The organism is Mesorhizobium kamtschaticum (genome assembly GCF_056174585.1).
In genome coordinates this window covers 786,554-804,163 of sequence record NZ_CM149691.1, presented here as the reverse complement: position 1 = coordinate 804,163, position 17,610 = coordinate 786,554, and the positions used below count along the sequence as shown (strand labels likewise).

Below are 17,610 nucleotides of genomic sequence, written 5' to 3'. Positions count from 1 at the left end.
TACTCTTCTGCCGGGCGCTGATTGGCGTCCGGCAGGATTAACCTACGCCAGCTTGGCCAGCAGCTTCGTGAAGGTGGCGATCTCCTTAGCCGAGAGCGGCGCCAGCGTTTCCCTCGTGATCTCGCGCGCCAGCGGGATCAGGCGCTCGATCGCATCGCGGCCTTCGGGGGTCAAATTGACCAGCAGCCGCCTTTTGTCGACCTCGTGCTTGGAAAGCTCGACCAGGCCGCGCGCCTTCAGCCGGTCGATGACGCCCTTCACCGTCGCCGCATCCATGGCGATCAGCGTGCCGAGCTGGTTCTGCGAGGTCTCGCCGACATCGCGCAGCTTGGCCAGTGCCGCGAATTGCGGCGGCGTCAGGTCGCCGATATGCGCGGCGAAGATCGAGACATGGCGCTGGTGCGCCTTGCGCAGGATGAAGCCGACCTGCTCCTGCAAGAGGTAATCCTGATCGTCCGGCGCCTCGACCTCGACCAGCTTGAGCAGATTGTCCTCGCCGCTCACCGCAGCCCGTCCCAGGCCTTGATGCCGTCGGCCGCAAGGCCGCCCATGCGATTGTGGATGCGCGGGCCGCAGGTCATGGCCAGACAAAAAGAATCTCGTCGGGGCGCGGGCCGTCGCTGATGCCGACCTCCATGGCGTCGAAATGGCTGCGCACATAGGCGGCGTTGATATGGCCGAGCGGCACGTCGAGCTTCGAGCCGAAGACGCCGACCTTCTTGGCCGACGGCACGATCGCCTTGGCGTCGCCGAGCCGCTCGCGCATGGCATAGCCGCCCGGCACATGCCACAGCGCGCCATGCTCCAGCTCACCCGCTATGCCGACGATGGCGCCCTTGCCGTAGCCGTCGATCTGCTTCACGTCACCGCCCAAGGCGGCGATGAGCTTGTCGGAAAGCAGCAAGCCAAGCGGCTTCAGATCGTCCATGGCGCTCTGCAAATCCTCGACATAGCGCCCGGCGAACGGGTTTTTGACCACGGCCATGGCCGCCGCACGCCGTCGCGGCACATCGGCCAGCGGACCGCCTTCGTGAAAGATTTCTTCGCTCAGCACCGCGACCTTGCGGATCGGAAACTCAGGCATGGGCAACTTCCTCCCTCGGATTTTTGTTGGGCGCGGCAAGCGCCACGGAACCGCTGATGCGGGCCTCACCGCCAAGAAACAACGCCGATCCGGCAATCAGGCCGCGCCGGCGAAAATCTTCGGCGACGGCAAGGCCATTGTCCAGCGCCCGCGCCACCTCGCCAAGTGCAAGTGTGCCGACGCCTTGCGTCACCAGCCGCGTGCCGAGATCGCTGTCGGGGGACAATTCGCTTGCTGGAATGCGCTTGATGGCGGGATTGCCGGGCAGGTCTACCGCGTTGGCAATGAGCGTCGCCGCCGCATCGGCCTCGGCGCCAGTCCGCGCCAGCACGGTGACGGCGTCGGCAATGCCAAGAGAAAACGAGCGGCCGCGCCAACCGCTGGTGGCGACGCCGCCAACGCCATCTTCCGCGCTGATCGTGATCCGGTCGGCCATGCCGTTGCCGGTGCCGGCGACCGCCAGGCCCATCGCCTGGCCCCTGCCGATATGGAGCGCGCTGTCGCCGCCATTGTTGACATAGGCGCGATCGAGCTTGCGGCCGGCAAGCAGCGCGGCAAGCATTTCGTCGGCTACCGATCCGGCAACGGCGGCCATCGGCGTTATGAAGCATTCCGCCAAGGGCATGACGGCTGCTTCCATGCGGCGTGCCGTCGGGCCGGCAAAGGTGCGTGGCGCCAGGAAAAATGCCGGGAGCCGCAATTCGGGAAGCTCCTCGACCAACTCAATCAGGATCGTCTGGAAGCGTGCAACCGCCTGCTCATAGGCCAGATAGCATTCGTGCGCCTCGCCAAAGGCTTCGACGATCAGATCGATCGGCCCGTGGTTGAGATGCAGCCGCTTGCCGTCCTGCAGCCAATGCGCTTGCGGGTCGTCCATCATCCGGTCCCGTTCGATGCGGCCCGGCGCAACTGCGCCAGCGGCGGCCAGGGATTGTTGGCCGCAGCACCGGTGCCGCTGCGTGCATTGAGGTATTCGCCGCCCTTGGCGACGATGTCCTCGACACTGCGGATCTCGGCCTCATAGCCGCCGAGCCTGATATAGTCGTCGCGACGCAAGGTGAATTCGATCGGCGCCACCAGCGCCGGCGTCGGCACATAGCCGAAGGCGCCTTCCGGCACCCGCGTGACATCGACCATCAGCGTGATGCCGCCGCCCGGCCAGACATAGACCGGCGCGCCGCCGACCGTGACATATGTCTTCAGGCCTTGTACCGAACGGGTGAGATTGACCGGGTTTTCGGTGACGCCGGCGCGCAGCGAACCACCGGCGCCGCCGATGAACAGCACGGTGCACAAAGCCGGCTCGCAATTGTCCTCGATCAGATTAACCGACTTCTGCAGCCGTTCCGGAAACGGTTTTTCCACCGGCTTCAATTCGTCATCGAGTTCGTAATAGGCGAACTGTTCGCCGGTGGTCGAAACCATCAGCAGCGACAGGCCCGACCGCGCGCCCTTCTTGGCGTTCCATTCGCCAAGGATCGACAACGGATCGGATATGCTGGTGCCGCCCCAGCCGAGGCCGGGCTCGGAGACCTTGAAATAACGGCCCGGCGTCGAACGGCGGCCGATGATTTTGATCCCGGTATCCTGCCAGCCCAGCACCTTGCCGGCCTGGTGCTCGGAAACCACGCCGGTGATGTGGTCGTCGACCACCACCACCTCGTCGACCAGCCCGCGCCATTGCGTGGCGAACATGCCGATGGTGGCCGAGCCGCAGCCGACGCGCATACGGTGTTCCTGCTTGCCGTCGATGACGGGTGGTTTGCCGGCTTCGACGATGATCGTGGCGCCACCGTCGATGGCGAGCTCCACCGGCTTGCGGTTGCACAGATTGAGCAGCGCATCGCAGGTGGCGCGTCCCTCGGCCTTGGAGCCGCCGGTCAAATGATGCACGCCGCCCAGCGACAGCATCTGCGAGCCATATTCGCCTGTTGTGACATGGCCGATCGCCTCGCCTTGCGAGCGCACCACAGCCGTTTCCGGGCCGAGGTGACGGTCGGTGTCGATCTTCACCTTGACGCCGCAATACGAAAAAATGCCTTCGGTGACGACGGTGACGAGATCGACGCCCTCGACCTCCTGGCTGACGATGAACGGCGCCGGCTTGTAGTCGGGATAGGTGGTGCCGGCGCCGATGGCTGTGACGAAGCGGCGTCCGGTGTTGAGCAACTCGCCGTCCCATGCCTCGCCCTCGGCGATGAAGGGCACCATAGCCGCGCCAGTCTCGGCCGCATGATCGAGGATGGTCAGCGGGTCCATGCGCACGATCCGGCCGCCGGCATTGCCGTAGCGGTCGCAGGCGCCGGTGCGGCCATCGGCGATGTAGCACATGACCGGGCAGGCATCGCAGCGGATCTTCTCCGCCACCAGCTTCTCGCCGGGATCATGGGTTTCGAAACGTTCGGCAAGCTCGCTCATATGCGCGCCTCCTTTTCGCGGATAGCGGCGCGGATACGCGTCGGCGTCGCCGGAACCTTGGTGACCAGGACGCCGGTGGCGTGGCGGATGGCGTTGAGGATCGCCGGTGCCGTCGGGATCAGCACATGCTCGCCCAGCCCCTTGGCGCCGAACGGCCCCTCGGGATCGGGAACCTCGACCAGGATGGTCTCGATCGGCGGCACGTCGCCGATGGTCGGGATGAGATAATCGTGCAGGTTTTCGGTGCGGCCGGGAATGTATTCTTCCATCAGCGCCATACCGATGCCTTGCGCGATGCCGCCTTCGATCTGGCCCTCGACCAGCAGCGGGTTGATCGCCTTGCCGACATCATGGGCCGCGGTGATTTTCAGCAGCTTCACCGTGCCGAGCTTGAGATCGACCTCGAGCTCGGCGATCTGGGCGCCGTAGCCATAGAGGGCATAGGGTTTGCCCTGGCCCTTGGCATCGAGCGGCAGCGTCGGCGGATCGTAGGTCTCCTGGGCGCGGAAGACGAAGCCATCGGCATCCGCGTCGAGCGAAGCGAGATCGATGCGGCGGGCGGCGTCACCTTCGCGGATGACGATCGCCGCACCGTCCAGTTGCAGGGATGCCTTGTCCGAGACATTGGCAAAGCGCAGGATCTTTTCGCGCAAGGCGCGGCCGGATTTTTCGGCCGCCTTGCCGGTGACAAACGTCTGGCGCGAGGCCGAGGTCTTGCCGGCGTCCGGGCTGATCGCCGTATCGGCGCTCTTCAGCCGGAATCTCTCCAGCGGCAGGCCAAGTGCATCGGCGCAGATCTGGGTGATGACGGTGTTCGAACCCTGGCCGATATCGACGGCGCCCTGGTGCAGGATGACGTCACCCGAAGCCACGATGCCGACGCGGATGGTCGACGGGTTGGGCAGCGAAGTGTTGCCGCAGCCATACCAGCAGGACGCCACGCCGACGCCACGTTTTTTGTCCAAATGGGCCCTGTTGAAAGCATCTGCGTCAGCCGTCGCCCGCGCCCAATGCGGCTGCAGCGCCTCGAGGCATTCGGCAATGCCGACGCCGGACTCCAGCCTCTGTCCGGTGACCGTTTCGGAACCGTTCCGAAGGCAGTTTCTCACGCGGAAGTCGAGCCGGTCGATGCCGAGCTTGCCGGCCAGCTCATCATAGAGCGTCTCCTGCATGATCGTCGCCTGCGGCACGCCGAAGCCACGGAAGGCGCCGGAGATCGGGCCATGCGTGTGGATGGCGCGGCCCTCGGCGCGGTAGTTCGGCGTCGCATAGGGGCCGGAGGCATGCACCGGCACGCGGTTGGCCACCGTCGGTCCCCAGCTGGCATAGGCGCCGGTGTTGAAATCGCCGGTGAAGATCATGCCGGTGACAAGGCCTTCGGCATCGGCGCCGATGGTCGCCTTCATCTCCGAGGGATGGCGTTTGGTGGTCGACATCATCGATTCGTTGCGGGTGTAGGCAAGTGCCGCCGCCCGCCCGGTCTTCAGCGCCACGAGGCCGATCAGCGGTTGCAGCGAAACGTCGAGTTTCGAGCCGAAGCCGCCGCCGGTCGCGGTCGGCACGATGCGCACCTTGTCGACGGCAAGGCCGAGCACCTTCGCCGTGTCGTCGCGGTCCATGTAAGGCGCCTGGGTGCAGGCAACGACGACCAGCGTGTCGCCGTCCATATAGGCATGGCCGGCCTCCGGCTCGATATAGGCGTGCTCGACATAGGAGGTGTCGATAGCACCGGACACGATGACGGCAGCATTGGCAAGCGCCGCCTCGGGATCGCCGCGTTCGACAAAGCCGGAGGTCAGCAGGTTCGAGGGGCGATTTGCATGGATCAGCACGGCGCCGTCAGCCTGGGCTTCGGCAGGCTGGAGAAAATGCGGCAGTTCGGTCCAACGGATAGGAAAATCCGACAGGTCGAGATCGAGCATCGCCTCGCGCTCGCCGGCGACCAGTGCCACCGCCTCGCCGCGCAGTCGCGCAAACCCTTCAGCCAGCGCAGGCTGGTCGGCGAATGGGCCGATGACGCCAAAGCAGTTTTTTCCTGGAATGTCGGCCGCTGTGAAGACACCGGCGATGCCGGGACGCGCCTTGGCCCAGCTGTCGAGATCGCCGAAGGCGAAACTGGCGTGATAATGCGGCGAACGGACCACCAGCACCGCAAGCGCATCGGCGGGGAAGGAATCGCCGCCGAATTTTTCGCCGCCGGTGACTTTCGGCACGCCGTCGAGCCTGACCGGTGACGCGCCAACGGCGTGGCCGGACTGGGGCAGGCAGAAATCGAGGTTTGCTGCCTGCAGGGAGGCCTCCATCACCCCCGCGATGATCTTCCGGTAGCCGGTGCAGCGGCACAAAATACCGCCCAGCGCATCCTGCACCTCGGTCTCGGTCGGTCGGGGTTTGGTGTCCAGCAGCGCCGTTGCCGCGACCAGCAGCGCCGGCGTGCAGATGCCGCATTGAGCCGCGCCATGCGCGAGGAAAGAGGCCTGCAGCGCCGACAACCGGCCATTGGCCAGCCCTTCGACGGTCGTCACCGATGAGCCAGCGGCTGAGGCGGCCGACATGAGGCAGGCGCAGACGGGGTCGCCGTCGACCAGCACGGTGCAGGCGCCGCAGTCACCGGCGTCGCAGCCGACCTTGGTGCCGGTCAACTGCAATTCGTCGCGCAACACCTGGGATAGCCGGCGCAGAGGCGGCACATTGACCGAGACGGCGGCGCCATTGACCTCGAAGGCGATGTCGGAGCGTTCAAGGCCGAGGCCAGGCTGGACTCTGCCCGGATCGAGCAGAGCTTCACGGACTTCAGGCAGAACCTGGCTCATGCTGCCACCATATGATTCATCGGTCCGGTTACCGTCAGCACTGCCCGGGCAACAATCTCGCGCACGGCGTCGAGTCGGTATTCGGCACTGCCGCGCACATCGGCGATCGGCGACAGCTCGGTCATCGGCGCGGACTGGATCGCAGCGGCGAGTCCATGATCGGCCGGCAACCCGCGTATCGCGGCCTCGACGCCGGCAAGCCGCTTGGCGACAGCCGAACACGATCCAACGGCAATCGCCGCTTCAATGACAGTACCGTTCTCCACGACCAGACGCGCCGCCACCATGGCGATGGAAATGACGAGATAGCGCCGAGCGCCGAGCTTGACGAAAGCGGACGTGCCGCTGGCGGCAGGCTTAGGCACGCGGATGGTCGTCACCATCTCGCCGGCCTGCAAAGCCGTGCGACGGTTGCCAAGAATGAAATCCGGCAACGGCAGATTGCGCGTTGTCGTTGCCGAACGCAGTTCGACCTCGGCATCGAGCACGAGCAGCCCCGGCACGCCATCGGCGGCCGGCGAGGCGTTGCAGAGATTGCCGGCGACGGAAGCGACATTCTGGATCTGCGGCGAACCAACCTCGCGCGCGGCCTGTTTCAGCGCATCGAAGGCCGGCGGCAAGGCATGGCGGATGATGTCGGTCCACGTCGTGCGCGCGCCGATGACAAAATGGTCATCCGTCTCGGTGATACCGCGCAGCGCGGCGAGGCCATTGATGTCGAGGACATTGTCGCGGAACGGCTTCGCGCCCTGCGCCGGGTAGAAATCCGTGCCGCCGGCAAGGATGCGCCAGGCGCCCTCGCCAAGCAGCGCGAGCGCCTCGTCAACCGTGGTGGGTTTCGCGTAACGGATCACGCTTTGCCTTCCCAGAGATGGGGCCTTCCCCGAAATTGGCCCTCCCAAGGCGTTTACCCCGGGATCGTGTTGCCGGTTTTCAAACCGGAAATTCATTCGTATGCAAATGATATCAAGCCGGAGGAAATTGTCAAAGCCAGAGTTTGGTCTGTCGTCCTTGCCAGGGTGCATGCAACGAGATTGTTACGCCTGCGGAGGTTGACGCGGCCGGCCATCTGGTCAAGTTTCTGCCTCCGGTCGCGTTCGCGGCATTTTCCACTGGAGCACGACGTACAGAAGAGGGAAGCCCATGGCCGACGAAGCGCTTGTTGTCATCGACCTGCAGAACGACTTTTGCCCGGGCGGCGCGTTGGCCGTGACCGGCGGCGACGAGATCGTGCCGCTGGTCAACGATATGATCCGGCACGCCGACCATGTCGTGCTGACGCAGGACTGGCACCCCGCCGGCCATTCCAGCTTCGCCTCCAGCCATCCGGGCGCACAGCCCTACACGATGATCGAAATGCCCTACGGCCAGCAGACGCTGTGGCCGGACCATTGCATCCAGGGCAGCCTCGGCTCGGATTTCCATTCCGGCCTTGCCTGGACCAAGGCGGAACTCGTCATCCGCAAGGGCTTTCGCCCGGCAATAGACAGCTATTCGGCCTTCTTCGAGAACGACCATATGACGCCGACCGGCCTCGGTGGCTACCTCAGGGAGCGCGGCATCGACACCATCACCCTGGTCGGCCTGGCGACCGATTTCTGCGTCGGCTTTTCGGCGCTGGACGCTGTCAGCCAGGGTTTTAAAACCACCGTCCGGCTCGATGCCTGCCGTGGCATCGATCTCAACGGCTCGCTCGATGCCATGCTGCAGCGTATGCGCGATGCTGGCGTGACGCTGCAAGACCAGCTGTCGGACTGAACCGGCCTTTGGGAAAGAACCCCTCACCCGGATTGCCAACCGAATTGCGAAAAGCAATTCGGGGCAATCCCTCCTCTCCCCGAGGGGAGAGGAGGGGGGTCGCGTCGACGCCAGTCTCTTCTCCCCCACGGGGAGAAGGTGGCGGCGAAGCGGCCGGATGAGGGGGCCTTTTTCATATTCACTCCCCCTGCGGGCGGCATGCGCTATGGCTCTTGTCATGCTATTCCCGGGAGCAGCCTTCGCGGCCGAGGGACACGCGCTGCCCGGCGCCTCGATGTCGCTGTGGTGGGCGCTGCCCTTTGCCGGCCTGCTGCTGTCGATCGCCACCGGACCGCTGCTGTTTCCCCATGTCTGGGAGCATCATTACGGCAAGATCGCGGCCCTTTGGGCCGCATCTGTGGTCGTGCCGCTGGCGCTTGCCTTCGGTCTGCCTTCGGCGACCGAGGCGGTGCTGCATGCGCTGCTCACCGAATACATGTCGTTCATCATCCTGCTGTTCGCGCTGTTCACCATTTCGGGCGGCATCCTGGTTGCCGGCAACATCCACGGCACGCCGCTGGTCAATGCCGGGCTGCTGCTGGTCGGCGCGCTGCTTGCCTCGGTCATCGGCACGACCGGCGCCTCGATGATCCTGATCCGACCGATCATCCGCGCCAACGACAACAGGCCGTTCAACGCCCATGTCGTCGTCTTCTTCATCTTCCTGGTTTCCAACATCGGCGGCTCGCTGACCCCGCTCGGTGACCCGCCGCTGTTCGTCGGCTTCCTGCGCGGCGTCGATTTCTTCTGGACGACCGCCAACCTCTATCGCGAGACGCTGTTCGTTGGCGGCCTGGTGCTGGCGGTGTTCCTGGCGATCGACATCATCCTGCACCGGCGCGAAAACGGCGCGCCGAAGATCAAGGACCCGACACCGGATTCGAAGATACGCATCCGCGGTCTGCCCAACATTCCGCTGCTGGCCGGCGTCATCGGCGCCATCCTGCTGTCGGCGACATGGAAGCCGGAGGTCAGCGTCTCTATCCAAGGCGTGACGCTGGAACTGGAGAACCTGGTGCGCGACGCCATCATCCTGGCGCTGGCCTTCGTTTCGCTGGCGGTTTCGCGCCGGGAATACCGTGAGGCGAACGGCTTCAACTGGGGACCGATCGCCGAAGTGGCAAAATTGTTTGCCGGCATCTTCATCTGCATCGTGCCGGTCATCGCCATCCTGAGGGCCGGTCATGAGGGCGCGCTGGCGCCGCTGGTCGCGCTCGTCACCTCGGCGCAAGGCACGCCCAACGACCTCGCCTATTTCTGGCTGACCGGGGCACTGTCGTCCTTCCTCGACAACGCGCCGACCTATCTGGTGTTCTTCGAGCTTGCCGGCGGCGATCCACACCACCTGATGACGGAGTTTGCCTCGACGCTTGCCGCGATTTCGGCCGGCGCCGTGTTCATGGGCGCCAACACCTATATCGGCAACGCGCCCAACTTCATGGTCTATGCCATCGCCAGGCAGCGCGGCGTCGAGATGCCCGGCTTCTTCGGCTACATGCTGTGGTCAGGGCTGGTGCTGATCCCGACCTTCTTGATCGCCGGTTTTTTGTTTTTCGGCTGATCAGCCGACGCCGACATAGCGGCGAACCGCCGACGGATCGGCGCGCAATTCCTCGACATCCACAGTCTCGCGGTTGCGGCCGTTCTCGATGAACGAGACGCGGTCGGCTACCGACAGCACCGCATCGACGCGTTGCTCTACCAAAATGGTCGAGACGCCCATGTCGCGCAGCTTCGCCACTGTCTCGCGGATTTTTGCGATCATCGACGGCATCAGCCCTTCGGTCGGCTCATCGAGCAAGAGCACCTGCGGCTCGAGGCAGAGCGCGCGCGCCATGGCCAGCATCTGCTGCTCGCCGCCCGACAATGTGCCCGAGCGCTGCCGCAGCCGTTGGCGCAGCAATGGAAAAAGGTCGAGGACGTTTTCCCGCACGGCCTTGCCCTTGCCGCGCGCCATCAGCCCGATCTCGATGTTTTCCGCCACCGTCATCTCGGCGAACAGCCGCCTTCCCTGCGGCACATAGGCGACGCCGGCCTTCGGCACTTCGTGCGCCGGCAGCCCGGTCAATTCCTGGCCGGCGAGTTTGATCGAGCCGGCACTTGAGGGAACCAGTCCCATGATCGCCTTCAGCGTCGTCGTCTTGCCGGCGCCGTTGCGGCCGAACAGGCACAGCACCTCGCCCTTGTTCAGCACGAGGTCGAGGCCGTAGAGCACCTGGACCTCGCCATAGAAGCAGTCCAGCCCCGAGATGGTGAGTGCTTGAGCCTTCGCCTCTGTCGTCTTTGTTTCAATCATGGGGCGGTCCCCAGATAGGCTTCCTGAACCGCCGCGTTCTCGCGGATGGCCTCGGGCGTGCCTTCCGCCAGGATCCTGCCGGCGTTGAAGACGGTGATGCGGTCGGCAAGCTGCATGACGACGGGCATGTTGTGTTCGATCAGGAGCACGGTGGCGTTTTTCGCGATCTCGCGCACCAGGGTGATGAAATTGTCGATCTCAGAGTCGGCCAGCCCTTGCGTCGGCTCGTCGAGGATCAAAAGGCGTGGCTTCAGCGCCAGGCCCATCGCCACTTCCAGCAGGCGCTGGTGGCCATAGGACAGTTGCCCGGCCGGCATATGGGCGCGGTCGGCCAGGCCTGTGCGTTCGAGCGCCGACATGACACCCGCGCGCACCGCACCTTTCGAGCGGCCATCGCTCAGCGTCCGCTGCACCGGCAGTGCCACATTGTCGTAGGCGCTGAGATTGGCGAAGACGCTGGTGATCTGGAAGGTGTAGGCGATGCCCTGGCGCACCCGGATATAGGCCGGCAGGCCGGTGATGTCGGCGCCATCGAAGACGATGGCGCCCGAAGAGGGCTGGATGCGGCCGCTGACCAGGCTGACGAAGGTGGTTTTCCCCGCCCCGTTGGGGCCGATCACGGCGCGGATCTCGCCCGGCATCAAGGTGAAGTCGACGCCGTCGACGGCGCGCAGGCCACCGAAATTGCGCGACAGGCCCTTGGTGGTCAAAAGCGGCGTCATGGCAGCCACCCGAACCAGCGCTGGCGGATGCTGCCCAGAATGCCTTTCGGGAAAAACAGCACCAGAAGGATGAGCGCCACGCCGACGATCAGCAGATAGGCCGATGTGTAGCCGCTGGTGACGTCGATGACATAGTACATGAACACCGTGCCGATCAGCGGCCCGAGCGTCGTGGCAGCACCGCCGAGCAAGACCCAGAGCAGCGGCAGGATCGAATATTGCACCGAGGCGAAGCTCGAGCCGACATAGCCGAACAGCAGCGCATAGGCCGCACCCGACGCCGCACAGATCGTGCCGGAGACGACGACGGCGATGAGCTTGTTGGAAAAGGTGTCGTAGCCCAGCATCTTCGTGCGCTCCTCGTTCTCACGGATGGCGACCAGCACGCGGCCATAGCGGGAGCGAACGATGGCCAGTGTGATCAGCAACACGAGCGAAAACAGCGCCAGCGCGCTCATGTAGCGCACGGTCGGATTGGTGAGGTCGAGCGAGGTCACGCCGAACGTGAGGACGCGCGTCGGCTGCGGCACGACCATGCCCTGATCGCCTCCGGTCCAGGTCGCGAAGTAGAGGATCAGGAGATAGAACACTTGCGCGAACATCATGGTGACGATCATGAAGGCGACACCCGTGGTGCGCAGCGCCAGGAGGCCAATGATTAGGGAAAGAACGGCGCCGCAGGCAATTCCAGCGGCGAATGCCGCCGGCACGTTCCAGCCGAGTTGGATGATGGCAAGGCCGGCGCCATAGAGCCCGGCGCCGAAGAACATGGCATGGCCGAGGCTGAGCAGGCCGACATAGCCGAACAGCATGTTGTAGCCCATGGCGAACACCGCCAGCACCATGATGCGGGCAAGCAGGCCGTGATAATACTCCGGCAGCAGGAAGCTCAGCATGAAAAGCAGGGCGATGACGCCGAGATGCAGCGCATAGGCCTTTGCCGGCGAAGCTTCGCTCATCGCGATGCCGTCCCGAACAGGCCTTGCGGCCGGAACACCAGCACCATGGCGACCAGCAGCGTGGCGATGATCTTGGCCAAGGTAGGTGAGAAGAACATCGAGATGATGCCGTCCGACATGCCGATCAGCACGGCGGCGACGACCGTGCCGCGCAGCGAGCCGAGACCGCCGATGATGACGACGATGAAGGAGAGCAGCAGCGGATCCTGCCCCATCAGATAATGCGCCTGGCTGATCGGCACGATCAGCACCGCGGCGATGGCCGCCAGCATGGCGCCAAGCGCGAAGACGCCGCCATAGACGCGGCCGACGGGGATGCCGAAGGCCTGCGCGGTCTCGCTGTCATATTGCGTGGCGCGCATGACGAGGCCGATCTTGGTGCGCGTCAGCACCAGCCATGTCGCGATCAAGAGAAGTGCGGAAGCCGCAATGATCGACAGCTTGTAGCCGGAATAGCCGAACCACGGCAAAAGGATGCGGTAGTTGAACGGCGGCTCGACGGGCCGCGCCTCGGGACCATAGAAGGTCAACGCCAATTGCTGGATGATGTAGAGCATGCCGATTGTGGCAACGATGGTGGCTTCCGGATTGTAGTTGAGCCGGCGCAGCACCAGCCGCTCGGCGACCAGCGCAATGGCGCCGACGATCAGCGGCGCAATCACCAGCGCCGCCAGGAAGCCAAGCGCCGGATGGCCGCCTATAGCTGATGTGATCGCCCAGGCGAATACGGCGCCCAGCATGAAGAACTCGCCATGCGCGACATTGACGACCCGCATGACGCCGAACACCAGCGAGAGGCCGAGCGCGGTGAGCGCCAGCACGGCTGATGTGACGAGGCCTTCAAGGGCGGCGAGGAGGAGGTGGGGTCCAAAGTGCATGGGCTAGACACCGAGGGATGCGCGAGGCACCCCCCTCTGCCCTGCCGGGCCCGGCCCTTTGCTGTCGTTACGTGCGTTCGTTGTTCGGAAAGCCAAGCAATTGGCTTTCCGTCCGCTTCGCGGACCACGCCTCACCCCCCGCAAGGCAGGGCAATCGCATGAGCTGTTGATCTCCCCCCTTGCGGGGGAGATGTCCGGCAGGACAGAGGGGGGTGCCTTGGCGCTCACGCTGCTGGAGCTAAGCTCACAGCGCCTGCGTCGTATAATCCCCCTCGGCCTCGTAAAGCCCATCCTCGATCTTGGTCTTGTGCACCACCTTCAGCTTGCCGCCTTCGACCTTGGAGATGTTTTGGATGCCAAAGCACTGGTGGATCTTGCCGTTGAAGGTTTTTGCGCCTTGCGGATGCTCCGGGCCCTCGGCGAAGGCGGTCAGCGCCTCGGTCGCCTCGACCAGCTTGGCGCGGTCTTCCGGTCCCTTGTAGCCGGCATCTTCCATCGCCTTCTTGACGACGTAGAGCGTCTCCCAGCAGCCGAACATGTGCGCGGCGGTGGAGACGTCCTTGGGGTCGCCGACGGCGGCGCCATTGTCGTCGATGCCGACGGCGGCGCGATAGGCCTTCTGCGCCTCGCTGTCGTCGGCCTGGGCATAGCGTGGCGAGCCTTCCCAGAAATGGCTGCCGTCCAAAAATTCCAGGCCGGGGCTGTTGATGTCGGTGGCTTCGAGCGAATCGATGAAGCCGAACAGCTGTGGCCGGTTGGAGCCGTAGAATTCACCGAGCTCCTTGACGAAGGTGAGCACCGCCGGGCCGACCATGACATGGTAGATAACTTCGGTCTCGGGCGGGATCTGCGGGAAATATTTGGTGAAGGACGATTCCGTCGGCGGGATGGCGATCTGCGCGATGACCTCGGCGCCTTGCGCCTTCAGCGCCGGCGGCAGGTAGTCGCGGTGGTCGTAGCCGAAGGCGAAATCGGGGAAGATCTGCGTCACCTTCTTGCCGGCATTGGCCGCGATCCACGGTGCCATCGACTGGATCTGGCTCTTCACGTCGGTGATGCCGGGCTGGAAGACGTAGCGGTTGAGCTTGGTCGAGGCGACATGGTGGCCTTCGCTGACGACGAAATAGGGCATCTTGTTTTCGCCGGCGGCGGGCGCCGAGCCGATGACGACATGCGAGAACAGCGTGCCGAAGACGATGTCGGTCTTGTGCTGGGTGGCGAATTTGCCGACCACTTCGGCGCCACGGCCGGGATCGGTGCCGTCATCCTCGATGATCACTTCGACCTGCCGGCCATTGATGCCGCCGGCGGCATTGATCGCCTTGACAGCGGCAGCGGTGGTCTTCTCGTACCAGCGGCCATAGGCAGCGCCGATGCCGGTGCGGTGCGACTGGAAGCCGATCTTGATCGGCGCCGAACTCTGCGCCTGGGAATAGCGGACGAAACCGGGCGCAACAGCGAGGCCGGCGCCTGCGGCCAGGCCTTTCAGTGCGGTGCGGCGGGTGAGGCCAGTCTTGGAGAGGTCGAAAAATCCGTTCTTGTCAGCCATGTTCGTTCCCCTGTTTTTCGGTTTTGACCAACGATAAGGCGGCTTCGGCATCCTCGCTCAGAGGAGGCAAAAAATTGCATGTGTACAAACTAAATCACCAAAGCCTTGATGTGGCAAGCGAGCTTTCCCCAACGACATCGGGGCCGCCCTTTTCTCATCCGGCGGTCGGCGTGGCAAGCAACCAGAGGCCGAACACCGTATAGGCGATCATCAGCAGCGTGAGTGGAAACTGGCTGAGCGCGGCGCGGGCAGGCTGCGGATGCAGGCGCCATGCAAAGCCGTGGGCAACGAGGACGGCAAGCACATGGCCCAGGATGATGGCGCCGGCCTGGATGTTCCACAGCCACCAGGCCGACTCCGCCCCGGCGACGATGCCGGCCTCGACCTGGATGTCGGCGGTACCGAACAGGTTCCAGCCCAGCGCGAACGGGTCGGACAGGGAGGCAAGCGCATATTGGCCGTCGACCAGCAGCGCCGTCAGATAGTGCGCGACATGATAGGCGAGCGCGATCGGCACGATCGACCAGACCAGCAGTCCGGCCGCTTGGCCGAATGGCTGAGTGCTGCCGGCAAGACGCTGGCCGAGCCAGACCGCAAGCATGAACACCGCCGCCAGCAGAAGGAACGTCAGCACGAGCCCGAAAGTGCCGCTGCCGATCACGGCGGTGCGGCCGGGAATTCGAGCGGATTGACGCCGAACAGGCCGAGCCAGAAGAAGGTTTTCGACAGGCCGTCGAAGGAGACCGAGGACAGGGCCAGCAGCAGGAACGCGATGCCGCTGCCCGAAAGGGGCTCAGCCGTCAACAGTTTGGCGCCTGGCCAGCACAATGCAAGTTGGCCATTTTCGTTTCGTTCGAAGATAGCGAAACGTGACACCATGGAAAAGAAGATCGTCAGGAACTCACCGCTGCGGCTCCACTGGGGATAACCGAACATCAGCATGGCGAGGAAGGTGAACAGCCAGTAGAGGCCGGCGGCCCATGCAAGGCGGCCCGGATCGTCAGGCGCCGGATCGATGAGCTCGAACCAGGCAAAGGCGAAAAACAGGATGACGGAAGGCCAGCAGCCGAGCCATCGGGGGAGCTGCCATGATCCCTCATCGCTTGCGCTAAACAGGCGAGAGACGAGGCGCCACGGCCCATACCACGGGTTCAGCCATGACCAGAGGTCGCCGAAGACGCCTTGCAGCAGTGTGAGGCCGGCCCACAACAAGGTCCAGATCACCAGCGGCAGCGGGTTGGAGAGCGGGTCGCGGCTACCGAAAAAGCCGGCGGCGATGAGAATTGCAAAGCCGGCAAAGGATGCCAGGCTGATGGCGGTGCGGGCGCTGTCGCCGAGGGCGAACAGCGGCATGCGGTGGCGCCAGAACCGATCAAGCCAATCCGCCGGCAGCAGCGCCAGCACGAGGAAGCTGACGGCCACGGCGAAAGCGCCGCCGATGAGATAGTAGCCGGTCGGGAGAAGGAGCACATGGCCACGGTCGGAGGCATGGGCGAAGGCGGGGGTGGGGAGAAGCGCCAACGAAGTGGCGATGCTTACAGGCAGAAATCCCGAAGGAAGCCGCTCTACGAGGCCCCCCTCTGTCCTGCCGGACATCTCCCCCTCACGGGGGGAGATCACGCTGTCATCTTTGCCTTCGCCAATCTCCAGTGCTGCAAGAGAAGCGCCGGCAGAGAAACGGCCAATCTCCCCCCTTGAGGGGGAGATGTCCGGCAGGACAGAGGGGGGCGACAAGGAACTCGACCTATCCAAGAACCCCGCCGATCCCGTCACACCTTGACCAATTGCTCCACGCGGTCTTTCTGGCCAAAAATCCTGATGTAGCGCTCGATTTCTTTCTCGTCCCCCGTCGCCTTGGCGGGATTGTCGGAAAGCTTCACCGCCGGCCGGCCATTGGCCTCGGTGACCTTGCAGACCAGCGATATGGCGTCCAGGCTGTTGGTCTCCGTCGGCGCGCAGCCTTCGAAATCATTGGTGAGGTTGGTGCCCCAGCCGAAGGACATGCGCACCTTGCCCTTGAAGTGGCGGTAGGTCTCCTCGATCGTTTCCACCTCGAGCCCGTCGGAGAAGATCAGCAGCTTCTGCTTGGGATCCTTGCCCTTCTCGCGCCACCAGGACAGGATTTTTTCGCCGCCCTCGATGGGCGGCGCGCTATCGGGGCGGAAGCCGGTCCAGTCGGCCACCCAGTCCGGCGCGTCGCGCAGGAAGGAAGCGGTGCCGAAAGCGTCGGGCAGCACGATCAGCAAATTGCCGCCATAGTAGCGCTGCCAGTCCTGCAGCACCTTGTAGGGCGACTGTTTCAGTTCCTTCTCCGAGTTGGCCAGTGCCGCGAACACCATCGGCAGTTCATGCGCGTTGGTGCCGAGCGCTTCGAGGTCGTTGTCCATGGCCAGCAGCACGTTGGAGGTGCCGGTGAAGGCTTCGCCAATGCCTTCCTTGAGCGCCTCGACGCACCAGCGCTGCCACAGGAACGAGTGGCGACGGCGCGTGCCGAAATCCGAGATGCGGATGCCGGGCAATGCCTTCAGCCGTTCGGTCTTGGCCCACATCTTGGCCTTGGCGCGGGCATAGAGCACATCGAGCGCGAACGGCCCGAAGGCTCGCATGGCCGCGCGCGAGCGGAGCTCGTTGATGATGGCGAGCGCCGGGATCTCCCACAGCGTGGTGTACATCCACGGGCCGCTAAAGGTCAGTTCATACTGGCCGTCGCGCTTCGACAGCTCGTAGTCGGGCAACCGGAAGCCTTCCAGCCAGGCGAGGAACTCCGGTTCGAAGATCTGTTTGCGGCCATAGAAATTGTTACCGCCGAGCCAGATCATCTCCTTCTTGGAGAAGCGCAAGGTGCGGGCATGGTCGAGCTGTTCGCGCAGCTCGCCCTCGTCGATCTCGTCGGCCAGGTGCACCGAGGTTGTGCGGTTGATCAGCGAGAAGGTGGTCTCGACTTTGGGGTACATGCCCCAGATCATCTGCAGCATCAGAAGCTTGTAGAAGTCCGTGTCGAGCAGGCTGCGCACGATCGGGTCGAGCTTCCAGGTGTGGTTATAGACGCGCCGCGCAATATCGGTCTTTGCCATGTCTGGTTACCGCCTTCGCT

13 protein-coding genes and 2 pseudogenes are annotated in these 17,610 nt (G+C 64.4%); 2 read left to right on the top strand and 13 right to left on the bottom strand.

Going from position 1 to position 17,610, the window contains the following annotated elements:
* Window positions 1-42: 42 nt before the first annotated feature.
* The 6 genes and pseudogenes from AC0V7N_RS03795 to AC0V7N_RS03770 all read right to left on the bottom strand — a co-directional run bounded on the left by AC0V7N_RS03795 (window position 43) and on the right by AC0V7N_RS03770 (window position 7,169).
* Complete coding sequence (locus AC0V7N_RS03795; RefSeq protein WP_172221215.1) at window positions 43-504, bottom strand: MarR family winged helix-turn-helix transcriptional regulator; 462 nt, start codon at window positions 502-504, stop codon at window positions 43-45.
* A pseudogene (locus AC0V7N_RS03790) lies at window positions 501-1,084 on the bottom strand (amino acid synthesis family protein). Before AC0V7N_RS03790 ends, AC0V7N_RS03795 begins: the two are co-directional and overlap by 4 nt.
* Window positions 1,077-1,961, bottom strand: a complete 885-nt coding sequence (locus tag AC0V7N_RS03785) for a UPF0280 family protein (protein WP_475454842.1) — start codon at window positions 1,959-1,961, stop codon at window positions 1,077-1,079. The pseudogene AC0V7N_RS03790 and the gene AC0V7N_RS03785 overlap by 8 nt, the downstream one beginning before the upstream one ends.
* Entirely contained in the window at window positions 1,961-3,502 is a 1,542-nt protein-coding gene (locus AC0V7N_RS03780; protein WP_475454840.1) for a 6-hydroxynicotinate reductase, read from the bottom strand. Before AC0V7N_RS03780 ends, AC0V7N_RS03785 begins: the two co-directional genes overlap by 1 nt.
* Window positions 3,499-6,315: a molybdopterin-dependent oxidoreductase gene (locus tag AC0V7N_RS03775; protein WP_475454838.1), complete on the bottom strand. Its 2,817-nt coding sequence runs from the start codon at window positions 6,313-6,315 to the stop codon at window positions 3,499-3,501. Before AC0V7N_RS03775 ends, AC0V7N_RS03780 begins: the two co-directional genes overlap by 4 nt.
* Complete coding sequence (locus AC0V7N_RS03770; RefSeq protein WP_496627716.1) at window positions 6,312-7,169, bottom strand: FAD binding domain-containing protein; 858 nt, start codon at window positions 7,167-7,169, stop codon at window positions 6,312-6,314. The genes AC0V7N_RS03775 and AC0V7N_RS03770 overlap by 4 nt, the downstream gene beginning before the upstream one ends.
* 289 nt (window positions 7,170-7,458) lie before the next feature.
* On the opposite strand from AC0V7N_RS03770, the gene pncA reads away from it, so the two are divergent.
* On the top strand, window positions 7,459-8,073 hold the full coding sequence (gene pncA, locus AC0V7N_RS03765) for a bifunctional nicotinamidase/pyrazinamidase (protein WP_475454834.1): 615 nt from the start codon (window positions 7,459-7,461) through the stop codon (window positions 8,071-8,073).
* Between the two features lie 205 nt (window positions 8,074-8,278).
* Window positions 8,279-9,673, top strand: a complete 1,395-nt coding sequence (locus AC0V7N_RS03760; protein ID WP_475454832.1) for a sodium:proton antiporter — start codon at window positions 8,279-8,281, stop codon at window positions 9,671-9,673.
* Here the strand turns inward: AC0V7N_RS03760 and AC0V7N_RS03755 are convergent, their stop codons facing one another.
* From AC0V7N_RS03755 to pncB, 7 genes and pseudogenes are all read right to left on the bottom strand, one after another.
* Window positions 9,674-10,408, bottom strand: coding sequence for an ATP-binding cassette domain-containing protein (locus tag AC0V7N_RS03755; protein ID WP_496627715.1), 735 nt, complete (start codon window positions 10,406-10,408; stop codon window positions 9,674-9,676). It abuts the gene before it with no gap.
* Window positions 10,405-11,130 carry an ABC transporter ATP-binding protein gene (locus AC0V7N_RS03750; RefSeq protein WP_475454830.1) on the bottom strand — a complete coding sequence of 242 codons (726 nt, stop codon included), beginning with the start codon at window positions 11,128-11,130 and terminating at the stop codon, window positions 10,405-10,407. Before AC0V7N_RS03750 ends, AC0V7N_RS03755 begins: the two co-directional genes overlap by 4 nt.
* Window positions 11,127-12,089 carry an ABC transporter permease subunit gene (locus tag AC0V7N_RS03745; protein WP_496627714.1) on the bottom strand — a complete coding sequence of 321 codons (963 nt, stop codon included), beginning with the start codon at window positions 12,087-12,089 and terminating at the stop codon, window positions 11,127-11,129. The genes AC0V7N_RS03750 and AC0V7N_RS03745 overlap by 4 nt, the downstream gene beginning before the upstream one ends.
* Window positions 12,086-12,967 carry a branched-chain amino acid ABC transporter permease gene (locus tag AC0V7N_RS03740; RefSeq protein WP_475454826.1) on the bottom strand — a complete coding sequence of 294 codons (882 nt, stop codon included), beginning with the start codon at window positions 12,965-12,967 and terminating at the stop codon, window positions 12,086-12,088. The genes AC0V7N_RS03745 and AC0V7N_RS03740 overlap by 4 nt, the downstream gene beginning before the upstream one ends.
* Before the next feature lie 244 nt (window positions 12,968-13,211).
* Complete coding sequence (locus AC0V7N_RS03735) at window positions 13,212-14,516, bottom strand: ABC transporter substrate-binding protein (RefSeq protein WP_475454824.1); 1,305 nt, start codon at window positions 14,514-14,516, stop codon at window positions 13,212-13,214.
* A gap of 154 nt (window positions 14,517-14,670) precedes the next feature.
* Window positions 14,671-16,112 (bottom strand): annotated as a pseudogene (locus tag AC0V7N_RS03730) (hypothetical protein).
* 173 nt (window positions 16,113-16,285) lie between these two features.
* Window positions 16,286-17,590, bottom strand: coding sequence for a nicotinate phosphoribosyltransferase (gene pncB, locus AC0V7N_RS03725; RefSeq protein ID WP_496627713.1), 1,305 nt, complete (start codon window positions 17,588-17,590; stop codon window positions 16,286-16,288).
* Between the last annotated feature and the right edge of the window lie 20 nt (window positions 17,591-17,610).

Bases quoted from the DNA above. Each gene is read 5' to 3' on its own strand.
- AC0V7N_RS03785 (WP_475454842.1), bottom strand. From the start codon at position 1,961: ATGGACGACCCGCAAGCGCATTGGCTGCAGGACGGCAAGCGGCTGCAT.
- AC0V7N_RS03780 (WP_475454840.1), bottom strand. From the start codon at position 3,502: ATGAGCGAGCTTGCCGAACGTTTCGAAACCCATGATCCCGGCGAGAAG.
- AC0V7N_RS03775 (WP_475454838.1), bottom strand. From the start codon at position 6,315: ATGAGCCAGGTTCTGCCTGAAGTCCGTGAAGCTCTGCTCGATCCGGGC.
- pncA (WP_475454834.1), top strand. From the start codon at position 7,459: ATGGCCGACGAAGCGCTTGTTGTCATCGACCTGCAGAACGACTTTTGC.
- AC0V7N_RS03760 (WP_475454832.1), top strand. From the start codon at position 8,279: ATGGCTCTTGTCATGCTATTCCCGGGAGCAGCCTTCGCGGCCGAGGGA.
- AC0V7N_RS03755 (WP_496627715.1), bottom strand. From the start codon at position 10,408: ATGATTGAAACAAAGACGACAGAGGCGAAGGCTCAAGCACTCACCATC.
- AC0V7N_RS03750 (WP_475454830.1), bottom strand. From the start codon at position 11,130: ATGACGCCGCTTTTGACCACCAAGGGCCTGTCGCGCAATTTCGGTGGC.
- AC0V7N_RS03745 (WP_496627714.1), bottom strand. From the start codon at position 12,089: ATGAGCGAAGCTTCGCCGGCAAAGGCCTATGCGCTGCATCTCGGCGTC.
- AC0V7N_RS03740 (WP_475454826.1), bottom strand. From the start codon at position 12,967: ATGCACTTTGGACCCCACCTCCTCCTCGCCGCCCTTGAAGGCCTCGTC.
- AC0V7N_RS03735 (WP_475454824.1), bottom strand. From the start codon at position 14,516: ATGGCTGACAAGAACGGATTTTTCGACCTCTCCAAGACTGGCCTCACC.
- pncB (WP_496627713.1), bottom strand. From the start codon at position 17,590: ATGGCAAAGACCGATATTGCGCGGCGCGTCTATAACCACACCTGGAAG.